The sequence below is a fragment of the Treponema sp. OMZ 788 genome, assembly GCF_024181245.1.
GTDB lineage: Bacteria > Spirochaetota > Spirochaetia > Treponematales > Treponemataceae > Treponema_B.
This window is the reverse complement of the sequence record NZ_CP051199.1, coordinates 1,731,099-1,750,681: the sequence shown is the minus strand read 5'-3', so window position 1 is coordinate 1,750,681 and position 19,583 is coordinate 1,731,099. Positions and strand designations below refer to the sequence as shown.

The following is a 19,583-nucleotide window of genomic DNA, read 5'->3' as shown; positions in this document are numbered from 1 at the left end:
TGTAAGCAGTTTATATGTTTTTTTTATTTTGGTCAAGTTAGATATTTCAAACAATTTAAAATTCTTTCTTCTCTTAACAAATCTTTTTTCTGTAAAAAAAATAATAAACCGTGAATATGATGCTTGTCAAAGTCCATGAGATGGGAAAGGCTAGTACAATCATTTCGATTACAGGGTTTATCGGAACAAAAAGAATTACCCACAAGATTCTAGTAACACAAACACCGATGAGGATCATCAGCATTGGCTTAAATGTTTCTCCTGTTGCATGAATTACTGCTGAAAAAATTTCCGTCAATACAAAGATGGTGTAAAATGGTGCAAGAAGCTGCATGAGCCTTTCGCTTATTATAAGAACCTCATAATCCTTTGCGTTGATAAATAGTTTTCCCAAGGGTACATTCCAAAAATAAAGAACTACACAAATGCTTCCTATTAGGATGCCGGACATTATAAGTCCTGACCGCACAACTCCGGTTATGCGGTCATATTTTTTTGCTCCGTAATTTTGAGCGACAAAGGCTGCAAGAGATGAGGTCATAGCCTCGAGTAAGATCCAAATTAAAAAATCAAGCTTGCCGCAAAGTGCCCAAGCCGCAATGTTGACTGTTCCTGTTCCGTTTACCTTAGCCTGAATTATCATATTGGCTATGGGGAAAAATGCCGACTGTATGCCGATAGGAAGCCCCAGCCTTGTAATCTTGATAGAAGCGAGTCTGTTAATTTTTATCTTGGTAAGTTCTAAGGGACAGTATGCTGTTTTTTTTGATGAGGGCAAAAAGAATTATTAGAGCGCTTATAAGCTGTGAAACTACCGTTGCAAGAGCTGCTCCTCCGATTCCCCAATTAAAGATTCCTATAAAGATCAAGTCTAAGATTACGTTTAATGCCGAAGAAACTATCAAAGCATAAAACGGAGTTTTGGAATTTCCCATTGCGCGTAAAATTCCCGAACCGATATTATAAAAAAGAGAAACGCCCATTCCTGCAAAATAAATTCTAACATAGCTTAGGGTCATCTCAAAAATATCTTTAGGAACGCCCATCACTAAAAGAAGAAGCGGAGAAATAAGAACCCCGATTATGGAAAGACCTATGCCTAGAATAAGTGTTAAACCTATCGAGGTGTGCAAGGCATCAAATAGATCCTTTGTTTTTTTTGCACCGAATAATTGGGAAATAATAATTGCCGCCCCTGCCGAAAGTCCGCTAAAAAAATTTATAGGTAATTTTAAAAGGCTGATAACGGAGTCGATTGCAGCGAGCCCTTCCTTACCTGTAAACTTACCTACAATTACGGCATCGGCTGCCGTATATAAGTGCTGAAAAAAATTTCCGGCCAAGATGGGGAGGGTAAAGATAATTAAAGTTTTCCAAATTACGCCTTCGGTCAGATCCAAGTTTTTTTTGTGCATAGCTTTGTTCCGTTTTGAGCCTTATTAAATTTTGGTCTACATAATAGAGAAAACATTAGGGGCTGTCAATATTGGATAAAACCTTCCCCTTATAAAAACTTAAAAAATATGCTATAATGGATTAATGAGTAATGTTTAATGTGTAATTGTTAATTATCGATTACACATTACCAATTAAATCCGGAGGGTAGAAAATGACCAATAGAAAGCTGCCTATAGGTGTTCAAAGTTTTGAAGATTTGCGGTTAAAAAAATTTATTTATGTAGATAAAACCGAATATGTGAGTCAATTGGCTTCGGAAACTAAGGTTCATTTTTTGAGCCGTCCGCGCCGATTCGGGAAGAGTCTTTTTCTTTCTACATTAAAGGCCTACTTTTTAGGTAAAAAAGAACTTTTTAAAGGGCTTTATATAGAAGATGCAGAGCAAAAACATGCTGAAGCCGAAGGGTGCGAAGCATGGGTGCAATATCCCGTTTTTCATCTGGATTTTAATCCTGCAAAATATGAAACAAGGGAAGATTTAGAAGGTCTTTTACATAATTATCTTTGCAGATGGGAAGATTTATATTGCCGTAACGAGTCTGAAAGATCCTTGTCTGAGCGCTTTTTTGGTCTTATCCGCCGAGCTTATGAAAAAACCGGTAAACAGGTAACTGTGCTGGTAGACGAGTACGATAAGCCTCTCCTTGAAACCATGATTATAAATGAAGCCTTAAATGAAGAGTATAGGCGTATCTTAAATGGCTTTTACGGGGTTATTAAATCCTGCGACGAGTATATCCGCTTTGCCTTTTTAACGGGAGTTACAAAATTCAGTAAGGTCAGCATCTTTAGCGACTTAAACAATTTGCGGGATATTTCCCTTGAAAAAAATATGCAGGTATCTGCGGTATTACTGAAACCGAAATGAAGGAAGCTTTTAAACCTGAAATTGAAGCCCTGGCAGAAGACCGAAAGCTAAGCTATGAAGATACCCTTGCCCTGCTGAAAAAACGTTATGACGGCTACCTTTTTCATCCTGAAGGAGAGAGCTTGTACAATCCATTCAGCTTGATTAATGCCTTTGTAAAAAAAGAAACGGGGCTTTATTGGTTTTCGACAGGAACCCCGACCTTCTTGGTAAGAACCCTAAAAGAACAAAAAGAAATCTGTATCCGCGATATTTTGGAAAATGCCGAAATGACTGAAAATGCCTTACAAGATTACCGTCCGGATATGAATAACCCTGTACCCATTTTATTCCAGTCGGGATATTTGACTATAAAAGATTATGATGAAAGATTGGGCTTGTACAAACTAGGCTTCCCCAATGACGAGGTAAAATACGGCTTTTTAGATAACCTTGTGCCGGACTATACCTCAATTTCAAAGGATGCAAGCGGCTTATTTATAGGTGCGGTCTTCGCCGACGGTATCGATGAAGAAACCGCCGATACATGGGTTGCCGAGGAAGTTTAGAAAAGGTCTTGCGGTTAAAGTAAATCCTCCTTTGACACTTCCCCCTCTTTATGCTATTATCTTTAGTCTATGGAAAAAGAGGAAAATAAAAAAGAAGAACCTATAAAATACGGTATTTTAAGCAATGTTTTGTTTATGCTTAAAACATCTTTTAGAACTTATAAGTCTGTGCCTGTTTTGATTTTGCTGGAAGCCCTTTTATATGCGGGCGATAATTTAATTTCGATATTTTTTGCGCCTGCCGTTTTAACTTTAATTCAAAATAATGCATCTATTAAAAATCTTTTAATAATTATTTTCGGCTTTGCATTTTCTTTAATGCTCCTCCGCGGTCTCCTTTCTTATTTGCAGACAAACCATCTCTTTGGGCGCATCGGCGTAAGGAGTGAGCTTATTTTTATGATAGGCGATAAGGCGATGACCACCTCCTATAATAATCTTGATAATAAGGATTTTGAAGCAAAGAAAAATAAGGCGATGGATGTTACAGGCGGTAATTCGGAAGCAACCGAAGCGGTTTGGACTACCTTGCAGGAACTTCTTCAATACCTTCTTTGCTTTATCATCTATCTTATCATCCTTGCTTCCTTAAACCTTAATATCATTTTAATTACCCTTTTGACGGCTTGTGTGAGTTTTTTTATTACCAACAGTGTAAGCTCTTGGATGTATAAAAAGCGTGATGAGGAAAATAAACATGTAAATAATTTGCGCTATATATCCCAAACCGGAAAAAATAAAAACCTTGCAAAGGATATCCGCCTTTTCGGAATGGAGGCTTGGCTTAAAGAATTATACGAAAAGCATTTAAGACTTTACAGTAATTTTCACCTCGAAGGAGAAAAGCGTTATTTTTTTGCCGACCTTGCAGATATTGTATTAACCTTTTTGCGGAACGGACTCATTTATTTTTGGCTGATAAATCTTGTCCTGCAAAAAAAATATAAGCGTTCCCCAATTTATACTTTATTTTGCCGCAGCCGGAACCTTTACTCAATGGGTGAGCGGTATCTTAAATATGGTTTCGGTTCTGCATAAGCAAAGTCTTGATATTTCCCGCTTTAGAGAATTTTTTGAATTCAAAGAAGATTATCGCTTTGAAAAAGGTGAAGCAATTCCTCTAAAAAATGAAAACGTCATCGAGCTAAAAAACGTGAGTCTTTTATATTCGGAAGGCGGAACTCCCGTTTTGGATAAGTTTAATTTGACCTTGAAGCCTAAAGAAAAACTTGCCATTGTCGGCTTAAACGGAGCAGGAAAAACAAGCCTCGTAAAGCTGATTACCGGCCTTTATGACCCCACCGAGGGAGAGGTCTTGTTTAACGGAAGAAACATAAAAGACTTTAACCGGGACGAATACTATAAGTGTTTTAGTGCAGTCTTTCAGGAGTTTTCTATATTGCCTACAAGTATTGCGGTAAACATTGCTCAAACCAGAGAAGGCATTAAAAAGGAACGTATTGAAGAGGTCTTAAAACTTTCGGGGCTTTACGATAAGGTTCAAAGTCTTCCGCAAAAAGAAGAAACCCGTCTTTGCAAGGATGTCTTCTTTGATGCCGTAGAACTTTCAGGCGGCGAGACTCAAAAGCTCTTACTTGCAAGGGCTCTTTATCGGGACAGTCCCTTTTTAATCTTGGATGAACCGACGGCAGCCTTGGATCCCATCGCGGAGCATGAGCTTTACACCAAGTACAACGATTTATCGAAGGATAAAACCTCTATCTTTATTTCGCACAGGCTTGCTTCCACCCGCTTTTGCGACAGGATTATTTTTATAAAGGACGGAAAAATAATCGAAGAAGGTACCCATGATGCTCTTTTAAAAAAGGGAGGAGACTATGCTCATCTTTTTGAGGTACAAAGCAAGTATTATAAAGAAGAACAGGATAAAGAATCGCATGATGATTTAAAAGAAGACGGAGGAAATTTATGAAAACCGAAAAAAAAGATAATCAAAAAAGACATAACAAGGGCTTGAATCGGCGGGCTTTTTTTCTCCTATTTAAAAAGGCTCCTTTGTTTTTTATTTCCGTGCTTGGTGAAAAAGTTTTTACGAGCCTCTTGCCCTTTATAGGTATTTTCTTTTCGGCAAGGATTGTAAACGAGCTTGTTTTAATTTATTCGGGGCAAGGAGATTTATCGAAAATCAAAAGCTTGGTACTGCTCTCCCTTATTTTAACGGCTCTTTGTATGCTTGTTTCTTCTCTATTTAAAAGATGGGCAAACTATGAAGGCCGGAGTATAGATTATAAAATAGAAGATATCTATGTTCAAAAATTTTTAAGTATGGATTTTCAAGATGTAGAATCCGCAAAAACAAATGAGATTTATACAAGGATATGGCAAAATGCAAACTACGGAGGTTGGGGATTGTACAAAATCCTTTGGATTTATACAAAGTGTTCCACCCATCTTACTTCCGTAATCACTTCGGCAGCCTTGAGTATAAGCCTTTTTAGCTTTAAGGTTCAGACTGCGGAATTGCTTTTTTTAAACAATCCCCTTTTTATCTTTGTAATTCTTTTTAGCATTGTGCTTTTAATTATCATTCCTGCAAAACTTCAAACAATGTCAGACTCCTACTGGGCAATTGTTTCGGAGGAGGCAACAGAGGGTAACAGGGTTGTTAGTTTTTTCTTTAGGCTCTTTAACGAAAAAAATCGTGCAATGGATGTGCGTATGTACGGCCAGCAAAGCGAGGGTAACATAATAAGATATTCCAGCAATATTTTTCTGCCCGGAGGGCGGATGTCGCGGTATGCCAAAAAAGAGATGGGCTTTTTTGCCTTTTTATCGGCTTTTATTTCGACTTCCCTTTTAATAGTCATTTACGGCTTTGTGGGCCTAAAGGCTTTAGGAGGAGCCTTCCCCGCAGGTAACCTCATGCAATATGCTGCAAGTATAACGGCTCTTTCTGCCGCCCTCACCGAAATTTTCACGGTCGCAGGGGATGCAAAAAACAATAGGGCTTTTTTAAAGGATTTATTCGACTTCTTGGATATCAAAAACGAAATGTGCATGAACAATACTCCTCTCGATTATTCCGGCAACGCCGAAAACACAATCGAGTTTAAAAACGTTTCTTTTTCATATCCCGATTCGGAAAAAAGAGTTTTAAAAAATTTGAACCTCACCTTAAAGAAGAATGAGAGGCTTGCCGTAGTCGGTAAAAACGGAAGCGGCAAGACCACCTTTGTAAAACTTCTATGCCGCCTCTATGACCCTACGGAAGGTGAAATTCTTTTTAACGGAAAGAACATAAAAGAATATGACTATAAAGAATACCTAAATCTTTTTTCCGTAGTCTTTCAAGATTTTAAACTCCTTGCCCTCCCTCTTGCTCAAAATCTTTCCGGCGGAGAGGCTTACGATAGACCTAAGGTCTTGGACGTTTTAAAGAAGGCTGATCTTGATCTTTCTAAGTTTAAAAAAGAGGAAGAAACTTATCTTTATAAAAACTTTGATGATGAGGGCGTAAATATTTCGGGCGGAGAGGGACAGAAAATTGCAATAGCCCGTGCCCTTTATAAGGATGCTCCCTTTATAATCTTAGACGAACCTACAGCCGCCCTCGACCCCATTGCCGAAGCCGAAATATACTCCAAATTCGACGTCCTTGTAAAAAACAAAACCTCCCTTTATATTTCGCACCGCCTTTCCTCGTGTAAGTTTTGCTCCCATATCTTGGTCTTTGATGAAGGCCGAATAGCCCAAGAAGGCAGCCACGAAAAGCTCTTAGCTGAACAAGGCCTTTACAATAAATTATGGAACGCCCAAGCCCAATATTATCAAGATAAATCTTGACAAAGGCTTTGATTTTGTGTATATTCATTGCGGAAGCAGATGGGGTCTGGTGGCTCCCGCGGTCTTCAAAACCGTAGGTTGCATAATTCGCAATGGCAGGTTCGATTCCTGCCTCTTCCGTATTTCTTCCTTCCTAAAAATAGTGAAAAACCTTTATCCCACGGCTTACGCATGAAAAAAAATAGCCGATATTTAAAGTATGAAAACATTAAAAGAATATTTTAACGAACTTAATGATAATCGTCAGTCGGGCAAAGTAAAGCATCTAATCAGCGAAATATTGGTAATAGCACTGTGTGCTGTTTGTAGCGGAGTTCAAACTGTATTTGAAATAGGGGAATTTGCCGAAGTAAAAAAGGATTGGCTAAAAAATGAGGTAGGACTATTGTTAGAAAATGGAGTTCCTTCGCACGACACCATAGGAAGAGTCCTTGCGATGATTAATCCAAAACAATTTCAAAACCTTTTTATCTCGTGGATTGAACAATCCCTTAATATTCCAGCAGGTTCATACATTCACATTGATGGAAAAACATTACGTGGAAGTGCAAGTGAACAAAGTAGAGGTATTCATTTGGTAAGTGCATTTGCTCACGAAGCGGGAGTTGTACTAGGACAAATAAAATGTGCTGAAAAATCGAATGAAATCACAGCAATTCCTGAACTCCTTAACCTTTTAAAACTAAAAAGCTCGATAATTACTATAGATGCCATGGGTTGTCAAAAAGAAATAGCAAAAGAAATCACAAAGAAAAAATGTGATTATGTATTGGCTCTAAAAGAAAATCAACCGGCAGCGTATAATGATGTAAAAGATTATTTTTCTATAGAAGATAAAGACTTTCAAAACACACTTTTAAGATTTGAAACCTTGGATATAGGGCATGGCAGAGAAGAAAAAAAGAGAATACTTTCTTTCAAGTAATATAAACTGGTTTGCAGATAACAATAAATGGGCAAATTTAAAGAGTTTTGGAATGGTCAAAAGCACTGTAAGGTGCAAAGGCAAACAATACAGTGAAAAGCGTTACTTTATTAGCAGTATAGAGGATATAAATGAGTTTGTAACAGCTGTAAGAACACATTGGACAATAGAAAACACCTTACACTGGTCGCTGGATGTAATATTTAGAGACGATGAATGTCAAATTCGAGAAAAAAATACTGCTGAAAACATAGCAATTTTAAGGAGGATTTGCTTTAATCGAATGAAAATGTATCAAAACGGTAAAACTCTGAAAAGGAAGAAAATGCTTTGTACTTTTGATGATTCATTTAGGTTTAATGTTTTATTTAGCTAAGGAATTCATGCGTAAGCCGTGCCTTTATCCCCAAGGTAGTTGATTTTTTTTTCATAATAATTCATAATCCTCTTTATGAAACGAAAATTAGTAACCTCGGCTTTGCCTTATGTAAACAATTTTCCCCATCTGGGAAATTTAATTCAAGTATTATCCGCTGATGTTTTTGCACGCTTTTGCCGCCTAAAAGAATATGAAACCCTTTATATTTGCGGCACCGACGAATACGGAACTGCAACCGAAACAAAGGCTGCAGAAGAAAAAAAGACTCCCGAAGAGCTCTGTGCATTTTATCACGCTATCCATGCGGATATCTACAACTGGTTCAATATTGCTTTCGACTACTTTGGAAGAACTTCAACCCCCCAGCAAACGGAAATAACTCAGGGAATTTTTAATGACCTCGATAAAAACGGCTATATTACCGAGCACACAATAGAACAGCTTTACTGCCCCTCATGTAAGCGCTTTTTAGCCGACCGCTATGTTCTGGGTACCTGCCCCACCTGTTCCTATGACGGAGCGAGGGGCGATCAGTGCGAGCATTGCGGAAAGCTCTTAGATCCTACCGATTTAAGAGAACCGCGTTGCTCCTCCTGCGGGGCTTCGCCTGAACTGCGCTCTACAACCCATCTTTATATAAATCTTCCTAAAATCGTACCCGAATACGAAAAATGGATGCCTAAAACGGCAGAGGAAGGCCGCTGGTCAAACAATGCCCTTCAAATGTCAAAAAGCTGGCTTAGAGACGGCCTTCAGGAAAGGGCTATCACAAGGGATCTTAAATGGGGAATTCCTGTACCTAAAAAAGGCTTTGAAGACAAGGTCTTTTATGTATGGTTTGATGCACCCATAGGCTATATTTCTATTACAAAGTGCTGGGCCGACCTTGCAGGCAAGGATTGGAAGGCCTGGTGGCTTGATCAAAAAGATGTTGAGCTTTTTCAATTTATCGGAAAGGACAATATCCCCTTCCATACGGTAATCTTCCCTTGTTCTCTTCTGGGTTCCGGCAAAAACTGGACAAAGCTTTTCCATATGTCGGGAACCGAATACCTCAATTACGAGAGCGGAAAGTTCTCAAAATCTAAGGGTGTGGGCGTTTTCGGAAATGATGCCAAAGAATCCGGTATCCCTGCCGATATGTGGAGGTTCTACATCTTTTATAACCGCCCCGAAAAGAACGACACCCAGTTTACATGGAAGGATTTTCAGGAGAGGGTAAACAGCGAGCTTATCGGAAACCTCTGCAATCTTGTAAACAGGACGGCAACCTTTGTTCACCGTTACTATGAGGGTAAAATACCTCAAGTTGACGGAACAAAATCGGCTAGGGACGACATAAGAAATATGGTGCAATCTTTAAGAGATGCTGCTTCTGCAAGCTTCAAAAAGATAACCTGCCTTTCCGACTGGGCGGAGCTTAGGGACTCCTTCCATGAGGTCTTTGCTCTTTCTTCCGTTGCAAACAAGGCCTTTCAGGATGGAGAGCCTTGGAAGAGGCGTGAAACCGATCCCGAATATGCCGAAGCTCTTATGGCTGAACTTTGCTACCTCATAAAAGATATTTTAATCTTAATCCATCCATATATGCCCCAATACGCCGATCAGGCCGCAGGCTTTTTCGGTCAAAAGATTTGGTCAGGCAACATATTTGACGGCAAAGCTCCTCAATTCAATAAGCCTGACGGAGCTTTCCTTACATGGAAAAATTTGGGCGAAAGGGAAGGGCTTAAAACAATAGAAAACCCCGTAATAATTTTTAAAACCCTTGAAAATAAGGCCATCGATGCCTATAGGGAGCGTTATTCCGGAAGTCAAAAGGACAGAAAAAAAGCGGAAGAATGCTGTTCTTCAAAAGCCGATAAAAAAGCAGGCTCCTCAAAGTCCGATGCTCCTGCCGCATCCGAAAAAGAAGAAAAACTCTCTCCTGCAGAGCTCTTTTCAAAGAAGATTGCCTTAAAAACGGCTAAGGTAGTTTCTGTTGAAAGGCATCCCGATGCGGATAAGCTCTATATCGAAAAGCTCGATGACGGCTCAGGAGAAGAGCGAACAATCCTTTCAGGTCTCGTTCCCTTTTTAAAAGAAGACGAAATATTGGGAAAAACCGTCATAATTGCCGACAACCTAAAGCCCCGAAAAATGCGCGGTATCGAATCTAGGGGAATGCTTTTGGCGGCAAGCTGGTATGATGAAGAAGAAAAAGAACATGTCGAACTTCTCGAAGCTCCTTGGGCGGCTCCCGGCACTCCCGTAATCCTTGAAGGCGATGCCGACACTTCCGATCCTGAGGCAGTAAAAGCCTTTTATGCACAAAAGCCTGCCGCAATAGATGCCGACACATTCTTTGCCGCTCCCATATTAATAGAAGATTATATTCCTAAAATTGAGGGCAAAAAACTTTTAGTTGCCGGAAAAGAAATGAAGCTTGAAAAGGTAAAAACCGGAGAAGCCGGCTAGGCCGGTTATCGTTAAAAAAGGGATGCTCCTTTCGGATGCATCCCTTTTGTTTTAAGTCTTAACCGAATAAAAACATCGATATAAGATAGTAGGCTAAAAGGCAGATTACAGCGATAGGCACTAAGGTAGTAAAAGCTGCAATTATTATTGCAAGAAAATCTCCTTTTTCAAGAGGCTGATTTTCTCTAAGCTCATTTAGCTCTTCCATTTCTTCTATAGCTTGCCGTTTGCCGGATTTTAAGCTATGTTCATTATTTCTAAAAAACATTACAGCTCGGCTCCGCTAAAGTGACAGGCTACAAAATGTCCCGGCTTTTCTTCCTTAAATTGAGGAATTTCGCGTTTGCATATATCCTTTGCAATAGGGCACCGTGTATGGAATTTACAGCCTGTGGGCGTAATAATGTTGGATGGAATATCTCCTTCCAATAGAATTCGCCTCTTTGTCCTCATCTTCTGCAAGTCAGTTTCGGGAATTGCCGAAAGAAGAACCTTTGTATAAGGATGAAGAGGATTAGCGTATAATTCTTTCTTATCGGTAAATTCGACCATATTCCCCAAATACATAACACCTATTCTGTCGCTTATGTGCTTTACAACCGAAAGGTCATGCGAAATAAACAAATAGGATAGGTGGAATTCCTTTTGCAAGTCATTTAGAAGGTTGATGATCTGAGATTGGATTGATACGTCCAAAGCAGAAACCGCCTCATCGCATACTATGAATTTAGGCTTTAAGGCCAGGGCTCGGGCTATACCGACACGCTGCCTTTGACCGCCTGAAAATTCGTGAGGATACCTGTAAATCATGTAATCTGCCAAACCGCAGGTATTCATTATCTTCTTTACATATTTTTCGTATTCGGGATCTTTCTTTTTGAACATTCCGTGTTCAAGTAAGGCCTCTCCTATGATCTGTCCTACAGTCATCTTAGGATTAAGAGAGGAGTAGGGGTCTTGGAAGATAATCTGCATTTTTTTTCTTAAGGGCATCATTTGAGTCACAGTATAATTTGTAATGTTTTCACCCTCAAAAAAGATTTCGCCGGCAGTCGGTTTATACAGCTTGAGTATTGTCCTTCCTAAGGTGGATTTTCCGCAGCCTGATTCTCCTACGAGGCCTACGGTTTCTCCTTCGTATATAACGAGGTCTATACCGTCATTGGCTATTACGCACAAGTTTTGACCGTGTAGGGACGAATATGTTTCATAGTCCAAAACGAGGTCTGTAAGCTCCTTGCCGAGATCTTTGCCGCTTTTATGCATTTCAACAATCTGATGTATATCCGCCTCAGCATTGAACATTTTTTTGTAAAGTTCTATAGCTTCGTTTGCTGTTCTTTTGAGATTTTTCCTCTCATTGCGTGTTTTTCCGGTAGGAAAATACTGTTTAAGGCCCCGAGTTTCCAATAATATCTTACTCATGTCTACCTCCTGATTTCGGATAAAAGCATCTGATTAAGTGTCCTTCTTCTACTTCAACCAATTCGGGCTTTTCGTTTCGGCATTTGTCGGTTGCATACTCACACCTTGTCGAAAATCTGCATCCCTTGGGAAGTTTAAGAGGATGCGGTACACTTCCCTGAATTTGAGCGAGATATTCTACTTCTTCATCCAAGAGGGGGATTGACTCAAGTAAGCCTTCCTTGTACGGATGAGAGAATTGAGTTTTTCGGTCAAAGATAACATCTACGGGAGCTCTTTCAACGATTTCGCCTGTGTACATTACGGCAACATCATCGGCTAATTCTGCAATAGCTCCTAAGTCATGGGTTATAAACATGATGGCCGTGTTGTGCTTTTTCTTTAAATCGTTCATCAACTTAAAGATCTGGGCCTGTATCGTAACATCAAGGGCTGTTGTAGGCTCGTCAGCTATCAAAAGGCGGGGCTCACAAGCCAATGCCATTGCAATCATTACACGCTGCCTCATTCCTCCCGAAAGCTGGAAGGGGTAGTTATAAACTACGTTTTCAGGGTTAGGGATTTTTACTTCCCGCAAAAGATCTATGGCGGCATTCCAAGCCTCTTTTTTAGACATATGCTGATGAAGGATTAAGGGTTCACTAAGCTGCCTGCCTACCCTGTGAACAGGGTTAAGAGAGGTCATGGGTTCTTGAAATATCATGGATATGTCGTTACCCCTTATCTTTCTTATTTCTTTTTTGCCGAAATTTACAAGGTTTTTTCCTTCAAAATTTATTTCTCCTTGAACAATGCGTCCGGGATATTCCAATAAATTGAGAATACTGAATGCAGTAATAGACTTGCCGGAACCTGATTCTCCTACTATTCCTAAGGTTTTACCGGCTTCAATAGTAAAATCTACACCTTGAACGGCTTTTACCGTACCCTTGTTTGTAAAAAAGTATGTATGTAAATTTTTAACTTCAAGCAGGGGTTTTTTCATACAGCCGCCTCCTTTACCGCTTGTTTAGCTTGTTTTGCAAGAGCCTTTTCTTCTTTGCGTCTGGCCCTGGCTTCTTTTCTCTGTTTTTTTGTTGTATATTCGGCTTTCGGGTCGATAGAATCTCTAAGCCCTTCGCCTACGAGATTTATACTCATTATAAACAAAAAGAGCATTGTTCCGGGAAATACCCAAATCCACCAAAAGGCTCTAAGGTTTGTGCTGTTTTCTGCAGCCTTGGATAAAAGAGCTCCCCATGTCGGAATAGGTTCTGTTACAGATAAGTTTAAAAATGATAAGAAAGATTCGGTTAAAATTGAGGAAGCAAAGGTAAGGGTTGCCGATACTACAACAGTCGGCAATACGTTAGGAACAAGGTGGCGTAAAATTTGGTTCCGTCTTTTTATACCTAATGCCCTTGTGGCTACAATAAATTCCTGCTCTCTTAGTGCTAGGATTTGCCCCCGTATCAAGCGGGCAAGTCCTGTCCAGCTTAAAAGTCCTAAGATTATAACTATTACATATAGCCTGAACTCAGGCGGACTTTCTCTGAATATTGCCGAAATTGTATAGGCAATCGCCAAGAACGGGAATGAGGAAAGTATTTCGATAAGCCTCATAATAATATTATCAACCCGTCCGCCGAAAAAACCGGCAATTGCACCCATGGTTAAACCTATAGTTACTCCCATAAATGTGGATAAAAAACCTACTTGTAAAGAAATCCATCCGCCTTCAAGAACTCTCATAAAGGTGTCTCTTCCGTATTTATCTGTTCCGAACGGATGTGCCCAAGATGGGGGATTATTCCTCAATGTAGGATCGGTTTTTGCAAAGTCATAGCCTGTGAATTTGGTGTAAAAATGCGTTACTATAACAAGGAGAACTATAGTAACAAACATATAAAAGCCTATCATTGCAAGCCTGTTATTTTTGAATTTGATCCTTATTTGTTGTGTCGGGGATAGAATAACCTCATCTTTTTCGCTGAAATTTTTGTCTTCGTTAGTCATTTTTAAACCTTTCCTTCCCGAATTCTCGGATCTACAATCATATATCCTACATCTATAAATATATTTCCTAATAATGTAAGAAGCCCAAAAAACAATAGAACAGTCTGCAATACAGCCCTGTCCTTAAAGCCGTATGCATAATTCATCAGTAATCCCATTCCGGGGTAAGCGAATATTTTTTCGACAACTATAGAACCGCCGAAAAGACTGGGGATGTATAAACCTATGAGGGTAACAACCGGTATCAATGCATTTTGGAAGGCGTGTCTATATATAACTACCTTTTCTGCAAGACCCTTTGCTCTTGCCGTCCTTATATAATCGGATTTTAAGATTTCTATCATAGCTGATCTTATGTATCTTATAAGACCTACAAGGGAGGTAAGAACAACTACTGTTACCGGCAGTATTATATAATGCCAGTCAGGCAGAACTCCTCTTGGATCCGACATCCCGGAAAAAGGCAGAATTTTCATAAAAATAACGAATATCATAATTAAAAGCAATGCCAAAAAAAACGAAGGCAGAGATATTCCTATTATTGTAAGCACCGTTACGATTTTATCAAAAAAGCTGTTCTTTTTTACGGCTGCCGTAATTCCAAGCGGAATTGAAATTAAAAAGGCTAAAAGAAAGCCTCTTATATTTATTTTAAAAGATCTTCCTATGTAAGTTCCGATAAATTCGTTTACCGGTTTATTGTATTTTACCGAATAACCGAATTCTCCCCTGAATGTATCTCCCATCCATAAAAAATACCTTTCAATGGGCCCTTTATCATATCCTAAAAATTTTCTCATGTTTTCTACATAAAGCGCTTTTTCTTCAGGTGTCATAGCCTTGGTCTTTTCGGGATCAAGCATCGCCAGAATAGGATCTCCCGGCATCAGGTTAATAAGTATAAAGATCGCAATCGACATAATTATTAATACGGGGATTATTGATACTAAACGCTTGAAGATATATCGAATATATGGAAAAAGGATTTCAAACAGCGACTTTGAACCGCTGACACTATTATTTGCCATAAAATCTCCTTTAGGTAAAAAATAAGACCTCCCGATTAAAAATAAACAAGAGGTCTTATGATTAAATTAAACAATCAGTAATGCACTAATTATTTTTTCCAGTTAGCATTAGGTAATGCTCTTGCCCATCTCCATAAAGCGTTTGTATGGAAGTTTTCGAGCTTATCTGTGAAAAAGTCAAAATAATTATTTGAGTAAACGGGAATAACAGGAACTTCTTTGTTCATTGCTACTACAAATTTTCTCCAGTTTGCCCTATACTCATCTCTTCCCGTTACGGGGTGAGCATTTTCGATGTCGTCAAGAAGCTGATCCCATTCTGCAGGGGTATAGGAAGAACCGCCCGAGAACATTACATTGTTGCTTGAAGCCTGTCCCCAGGGCATAATAAGTTTTGTTCCATAGTCAGCTTTAGGATTGGCTTTGAGAACATAGCTTACACCGCCTACAAAAGCGTGGTACATTCTTTCTTCTTCGGTGTCTCCTGTCCAGTGGCTGTACATTACGGGCCAGTCAAGACCTGTTAACGATACTTTAAAAGCTAGCTTTGAAACATAGGCTTCGTTAAATACTAGGTTGTATGTATCCGACCAGAAAGGTGTGTAAGTTACCTTGATTTCAAGGGGTTTTCCTTCCCAGAGATAGCCTGACTTTGCATTACCTGTAAGTTTTGCATAATCACCGTCTGTTCTTGCAGCAGCCTTATCAAGGAGTTCGTTAGCCTTTGCAATGTTTGCAGCTTCATCGAATTTACCGTCTTTATCCAAGATATCGTAGCTGGTTAAGGTGCTTTCAAATTTACCTACGGCAGATGTTCCGATAAGGTTTTTTTCATCATCGTCCCACAATACCCAGTCGTTTTTGGAATAGGGGCCGTTGGATGCAATACCGTATTGGCCTAAGAAAAGTTCGATAATTTTCGGTCTGTTAAGAACATAGGCAAAGGCCTGTCTTACTTCAGTAAGGGCTGTGGGGCCGAAGTTACAGTGCAGGGCTATTGTTCCGCCTCCGTGCCTATAGTAGTTTGTATAAGCAAAACCGGGCTTGTCTTTTACTGCATCGATTTTTTCAGCCTGTCCCTGTTGTGTAAGCATGTCTACCTCTCCCTGCATGAGCTGATCAAGTTCAGTTTCGCTGGGAACAACCTTAACGATAACTTCCTTAATAGCGGGGGCTTTTCCTAGGTAGTCTTTAAAGGCTTCCAATTTAACATACTCGCCTTCTTTGTATTCGACCATCTTGTAGGGGCCGTAACCGATGGGCTTTGATATGTTCTTTTTAACATATTGCTGAACGGTAAGACCTTCTTCCTTTGCTCCCTTTTTAAAGGTTTCTTCCGGGAAGATGTAGTAACCGAATACGGCTGTGTCGATGGTGTAACTTGCCTTTTTAAGATGGAAGGTTACGGTATTTGCAGCTTCATCAATATCGATTTTTTCAACATAATCGTTAATGGTTGAAGTTCCGCCTGTATCGCCCAAAGCCTTGGTATCCATGTAAAATTCATAGGTAAATTTTACATCGCTTGCAGTTAAAGCTTCTCCGTTATGGAATTTTGCACCCTTTACAAGTTTGTAAGTCCATGTTAGAAGGTCATCGCTTACCTTTTTTTCGGCAACGAGGGGAGAGTCGATTATTTGACCTTCCGGTGTGTCTTCGATAAGACCAAATGCCCAAACCAGTATTCGGATATCGTTGTCATAAGATGAATTTGTCCAGCCTGAATAAAAATCTCCGTTAAATTCGGCTGTAGCGATAACGATTGGTTTTTCGTTTGTCTTAGCTGCTGTACTGTTTCCTCCGCATGCGATCAAGGAAAAAGCGAGCACAAGTGTTACAATTAGCACCATAAATTTTTTCATAGTGTCCTCCAAGTATTTTATTGTCGGTAATACAAATTACCGTTTAGTATTGTATCATAAAACAATAAATATGTAAAGGATAAGATAAAAAAATATTTGACAAAGTATCTAATCTGTGCTTTAATGTACTTGGTTTTTATAAACGAAGTTCAAATAATTTAGGAGGAAATTTAATGAAAAATTTTGTTAAATTTCTATCGCTTATGGCTGCATCAATGATGATATTTGCTGCATGCGGAAGATGGAATTCGGCGGCCTCAACCGGTTATGGTTCAGTAAGTGCCGGAACCTATGTTGATAAGGTTGTGTATTTGGTAAGTACCGATCAGACGGTTGCATTAAAAGATGTTGTTGAAGGAAGAGCCGATATTATGTTTAATGCCGTACCTCCTGCAATTTTATCAAAACTGAGCAATGAAGAAAGAGAAAAACTTGAATTTTATTCTGCACCAAGCGGCTATTGGTCTCTTCTATTTAATCCTATTCCAAATGAAGCTCCCTATGTGTTTAAGACAAAAAAAGGTGAAGAAATATTTAATCCGGCTGCAGTAAAAGAAATTCGATATGCCTTTAATTGGCTTATCAATAGGAAAAAGCTGGTCAATGATATTCTTTTAGGCGAAGGCTATCCGATGTATACTCCGTTTATTGCAGGGAGGCCTGATACCTACAGATATAATGCCTTAGCTGTTAAGATGGGAATGAACGAAACAGGAAATGAAAAAAAAGCTTTAAATATGATTGAAGATGCAATGAAAAAAGCTCAAGAACTTCCTGAGAATGCGGGTAAGCTTGTAAAAGAAGACGGCAGGTGGATGTACAATGGGAAGCCTGTTACAATGAAATCTTTAATGCGTATTGATGATCCTAATGGCCTTTTTCCTTTAGCCGTTTATATAAATGAACAAATTGAAAAAGCCGGATTTACGGTTGAAAGTTTTGAACATTCGCGTAATACGGCATCTTCTATTGTTTACGGCAGAGATCCTGCCGAGTATAATTGGTCCTTCTATCTTGAAAACAGGGAAACAGGCAGGATGTATTCAACATTGGAGAGGCATATTTCCGGCATATATGCTCCGTTTTTTGGTAATATGCCCGGCGGCGGCATAGAAGGTTTTTGGAATTACAAGAACGATAAACTGGATGATTATGGTAAAAAAGCCGTTTACGGCGGGTATTTAACCTCTGAAAGTTTTTTTAATGCATTAGAGGAAATGTGTGTTCTGGGTATGAATGATGCGGTGCGTATACATATTGCCGTAAAAAACAACTTTTTTGTTGCGAACAAGTCTAGGTTTAACTCCCGCCTATTTTACGGACCGGCTGACGGATTTAATGGCTGGACTATCAGATTTGCCGATGTTAAGCCGGACAAGGACGGCATCAATAAGGGTAAAAAAGTGCTGCGTGTGTTGCAGTTTTCGTCTAAAGATTCATTGTTTATGTCCGAATGGAATCCTATAGGAATTCAAGGTTTTAAGGATAGATATAGTCTGGCTTTTACAGGTGTTTTAACGGATGAAGGTTATTTTGATAATCCTGTTGCGAGAAATACCGAATTTGCAATGTTTCCGGTTGATTTTTCAAATGCGGCTTTTTCTCCCAAATTGGTTGCATCCGGCAAAAAAGACGAAAACGGTGATGACGATTTTATTATGGGAGGCGATATACTTATTCCCGATGATGCTGTTGTATATGATACTGCCCTCAAAAAATGGGTTCCGGCCGATACAGCTGAAAAAGCTGCAAGTGCGGCAACCGGCAGACTTGCATCGGGGTATTATTGGCATCATGGGTTTCCTGTAGATATAAATGATGTAAGATATGCTCTTGCATTTGCTTATGAGTGGGCTTTTAAAGACGGCGAAAAAGATCCTTATTATGATAGGCCTTTAAGCAATATAACGCTGTCGGCCCTTAAAACTATCAAAGGTGTAAAATTTAATACGGACGGTTCCTTTACTACATATAGTAACTACTTTTATGCTCCTGACAGGGAAAATACGGCGGTAAGAGTAGGCAGTTTGACAATAAAAGCCGGTAATCCGGATATCAAAACAAGCGTTCCTTGGGAAATTTATGAAGCCTTATCCGAAATGGTTGTTAAAGGGGCGAGAAGCGGAATAGCTTATAGCTTTGATAAAAACGGAGGCGGCATCGGCGTAGAAGTAAGTTTAAAATCTCCCGATTGCCTTTCAGATATTAAGGCTAAATTGCAGGAGTTTATAGCCGTTAAACATATTCCCGCTTCGCTAAGGGATTTTGTAACAGAAAATTATGTTATACAAAGGTACAAGGCTTCCATTGATTTTATAGAAAAATACGGCAATGCCTATATCTCGACAGGCCCCCTTATGTTTGAAAGAATAGAGCCTACTACGAGCTCCGTAATATTGACAGGGTTCGATAGATATCCTTATGATAAAGAACATTTTCCTAATTTTTTTAGGATGGATCTTACTACTATCGATAGTATACGGGCTCCTGCAGCTCCTTTTGCCGGAAGAGATGCCGTTTTTGAAGTAAATGTGTCTAAGTATAACTATCCTGACGGCGAAAAGAAAGACCTTGATGACGGAAAGGTTGAGGGCAGAATATATCTTGCTTCCGGAGAAGAAAAAATTTACCATGCTAAGGTTTTAGGCAGAGGCCGATTTATAATTACGGTACCCGGATACGACTTAACCTCTTTTGAAAAAGGAATAGAGTATGAGATGATTGTGTCAAGCTCTATCGCTAACGAGCAGCCTTCATATAAATCTGTAAGTTTTAAAGTTTTGAAATAATTTTGCTTACAGGTCTTAATTCTCTTGAGTAAATGCATTTCTTAT

Annotated in this window: 11 protein-coding genes, 1 tRNA gene and 3 pseudogenes; 8 read left to right on the top strand and 7 right to left on the bottom strand. The window is 39.3% G+C overall.

Annotated elements, in window-relative coordinates:
• Positions 1-73: 73 nt before the first annotated feature.
• A pseudogene (locus E4O00_RS14280) lies at positions 74-1,415 on the bottom strand (MATE family efflux transporter).
• Between the two features lie 194 nt (positions 1,416-1,609).
• Between E4O00_RS14280 and E4O00_RS08570 the strand changes: the two are divergent.
• The 7 genes and pseudogenes from E4O00_RS08570 to metG all read left to right on the top strand — a co-directional run.
• Positions 1,610-2,808 (top strand): annotated as a pseudogene (locus E4O00_RS08570) (AAA family ATPase); the annotation flags it as partial.
• 135 nt (positions 2,809-2,943) lie between these two features.
• Positions 2,944-4,807 (top strand): annotated as a pseudogene (locus E4O00_RS14275) (ABC transporter ATP-binding protein).
• A complete protein-coding gene (locus tag E4O00_RS08555) occupies positions 4,804-6,678 on the top strand; it encodes an ABC transporter ATP-binding protein (protein WP_253676960.1) in 1,875 nt (624 codons plus the stop codon). Before E4O00_RS14275 ends, E4O00_RS08555 begins: the two are co-directional and overlap by 4 nt.
• 31 nt (positions 6,679-6,709) lie before the next feature.
• Positions 6,710-6,798, top strand: a tRNA-Sec gene (locus tag E4O00_RS08550).
• Positions 6,799-6,877: 79 nt separating this feature from the next.
• Positions 6,878-7,603 (top strand): ISAs1 family transposase, encoded by a 726-nt coding sequence (locus E4O00_RS08545; RefSeq protein ID WP_253676959.1) that lies wholly within the window; start codon positions 6,878-6,880, stop codon positions 7,601-7,603.
• Positions 7,563-7,979, top strand: coding sequence for an ISAs1 family transposase (locus E4O00_RS08540; RefSeq protein WP_253676958.1), 417 nt, complete (start codon positions 7,563-7,565; stop codon positions 7,977-7,979). Before E4O00_RS08545 ends, E4O00_RS08540 begins: the two co-directional genes overlap by 41 nt.
• Before the next feature lie 75 nt (positions 7,980-8,054).
• On the top strand, positions 8,055-10,439 hold the full coding sequence (gene metG / locus E4O00_RS08535) for a methionine--tRNA ligase (protein ID WP_253676957.1): 2,385 nt from the start codon (positions 8,055-8,057) through the stop codon (positions 10,437-10,439).
• 58 nt (positions 10,440-10,497) lie between these two features.
• Here the strand turns inward: metG and E4O00_RS08530 are convergent, their stop codons facing one another.
• The 6 genes from E4O00_RS08530 to E4O00_RS08505 form a co-directional block, all read right to left on the bottom strand.
• The gene (locus tag E4O00_RS08530; RefSeq protein ID WP_253676956.1) at positions 10,498-10,707 is read right to left on the bottom strand and encodes a hypothetical protein; all 210 of its coding nucleotides are present in this window, start codon (positions 10,705-10,707) and stop codon (positions 10,498-10,500) included.
• A complete protein-coding gene (locus tag E4O00_RS08525; protein WP_253676955.1) occupies positions 10,707-11,864 on the bottom strand; it encodes an ABC transporter ATP-binding protein in 1,158 nt (385 codons plus the stop codon). Before E4O00_RS08525 ends, E4O00_RS08530 begins: the two co-directional genes overlap by 1 nt.
• Positions 11,857-12,849, bottom strand: a complete 993-nt coding sequence (locus E4O00_RS08520; protein WP_253676954.1) for an ABC transporter ATP-binding protein — start codon at positions 12,847-12,849, stop codon at positions 11,857-11,859. Before E4O00_RS08520 ends, E4O00_RS08525 begins: the two co-directional genes overlap by 8 nt.
• Positions 12,846-13,859 (bottom strand): ABC transporter permease, encoded by a 1,014-nt coding sequence (locus tag E4O00_RS08515; protein ID WP_253676953.1) that lies wholly within the window; start codon positions 13,857-13,859, stop codon positions 12,846-12,848. Before E4O00_RS08515 ends, E4O00_RS08520 begins: the two co-directional genes overlap by 4 nt.
• 2 nt (positions 13,860-13,861) lie before the next feature.
• Positions 13,862-14,887: an ABC transporter permease gene (locus tag E4O00_RS08510; protein WP_253676952.1), complete on the bottom strand. Its 1,026-nt coding sequence runs from the start codon at positions 14,885-14,887 to the stop codon at positions 13,862-13,864.
• 89 nt (positions 14,888-14,976) lie between these two features.
• A complete protein-coding gene (locus tag E4O00_RS08505) occupies positions 14,977-16,749 on the bottom strand; it encodes an ABC transporter substrate-binding protein (protein WP_253676951.1) in 1,773 nt (590 codons plus the stop codon).
• A 173-nt stretch (positions 16,750-16,922) separates the two neighbouring features.
• Between E4O00_RS08505 and E4O00_RS08500 the strand changes: the two genes are divergently transcribed.
• The gene (locus E4O00_RS08500) at positions 16,923-19,538 is read left to right on the top strand and encodes an ABC transporter substrate-binding protein (RefSeq protein ID WP_253676950.1); all 2,616 of its coding nucleotides are present in this window, start codon (positions 16,923-16,925) and stop codon (positions 19,536-19,538) included.
• Positions 19,539-19,583: the final 45 nt, after the last annotated feature.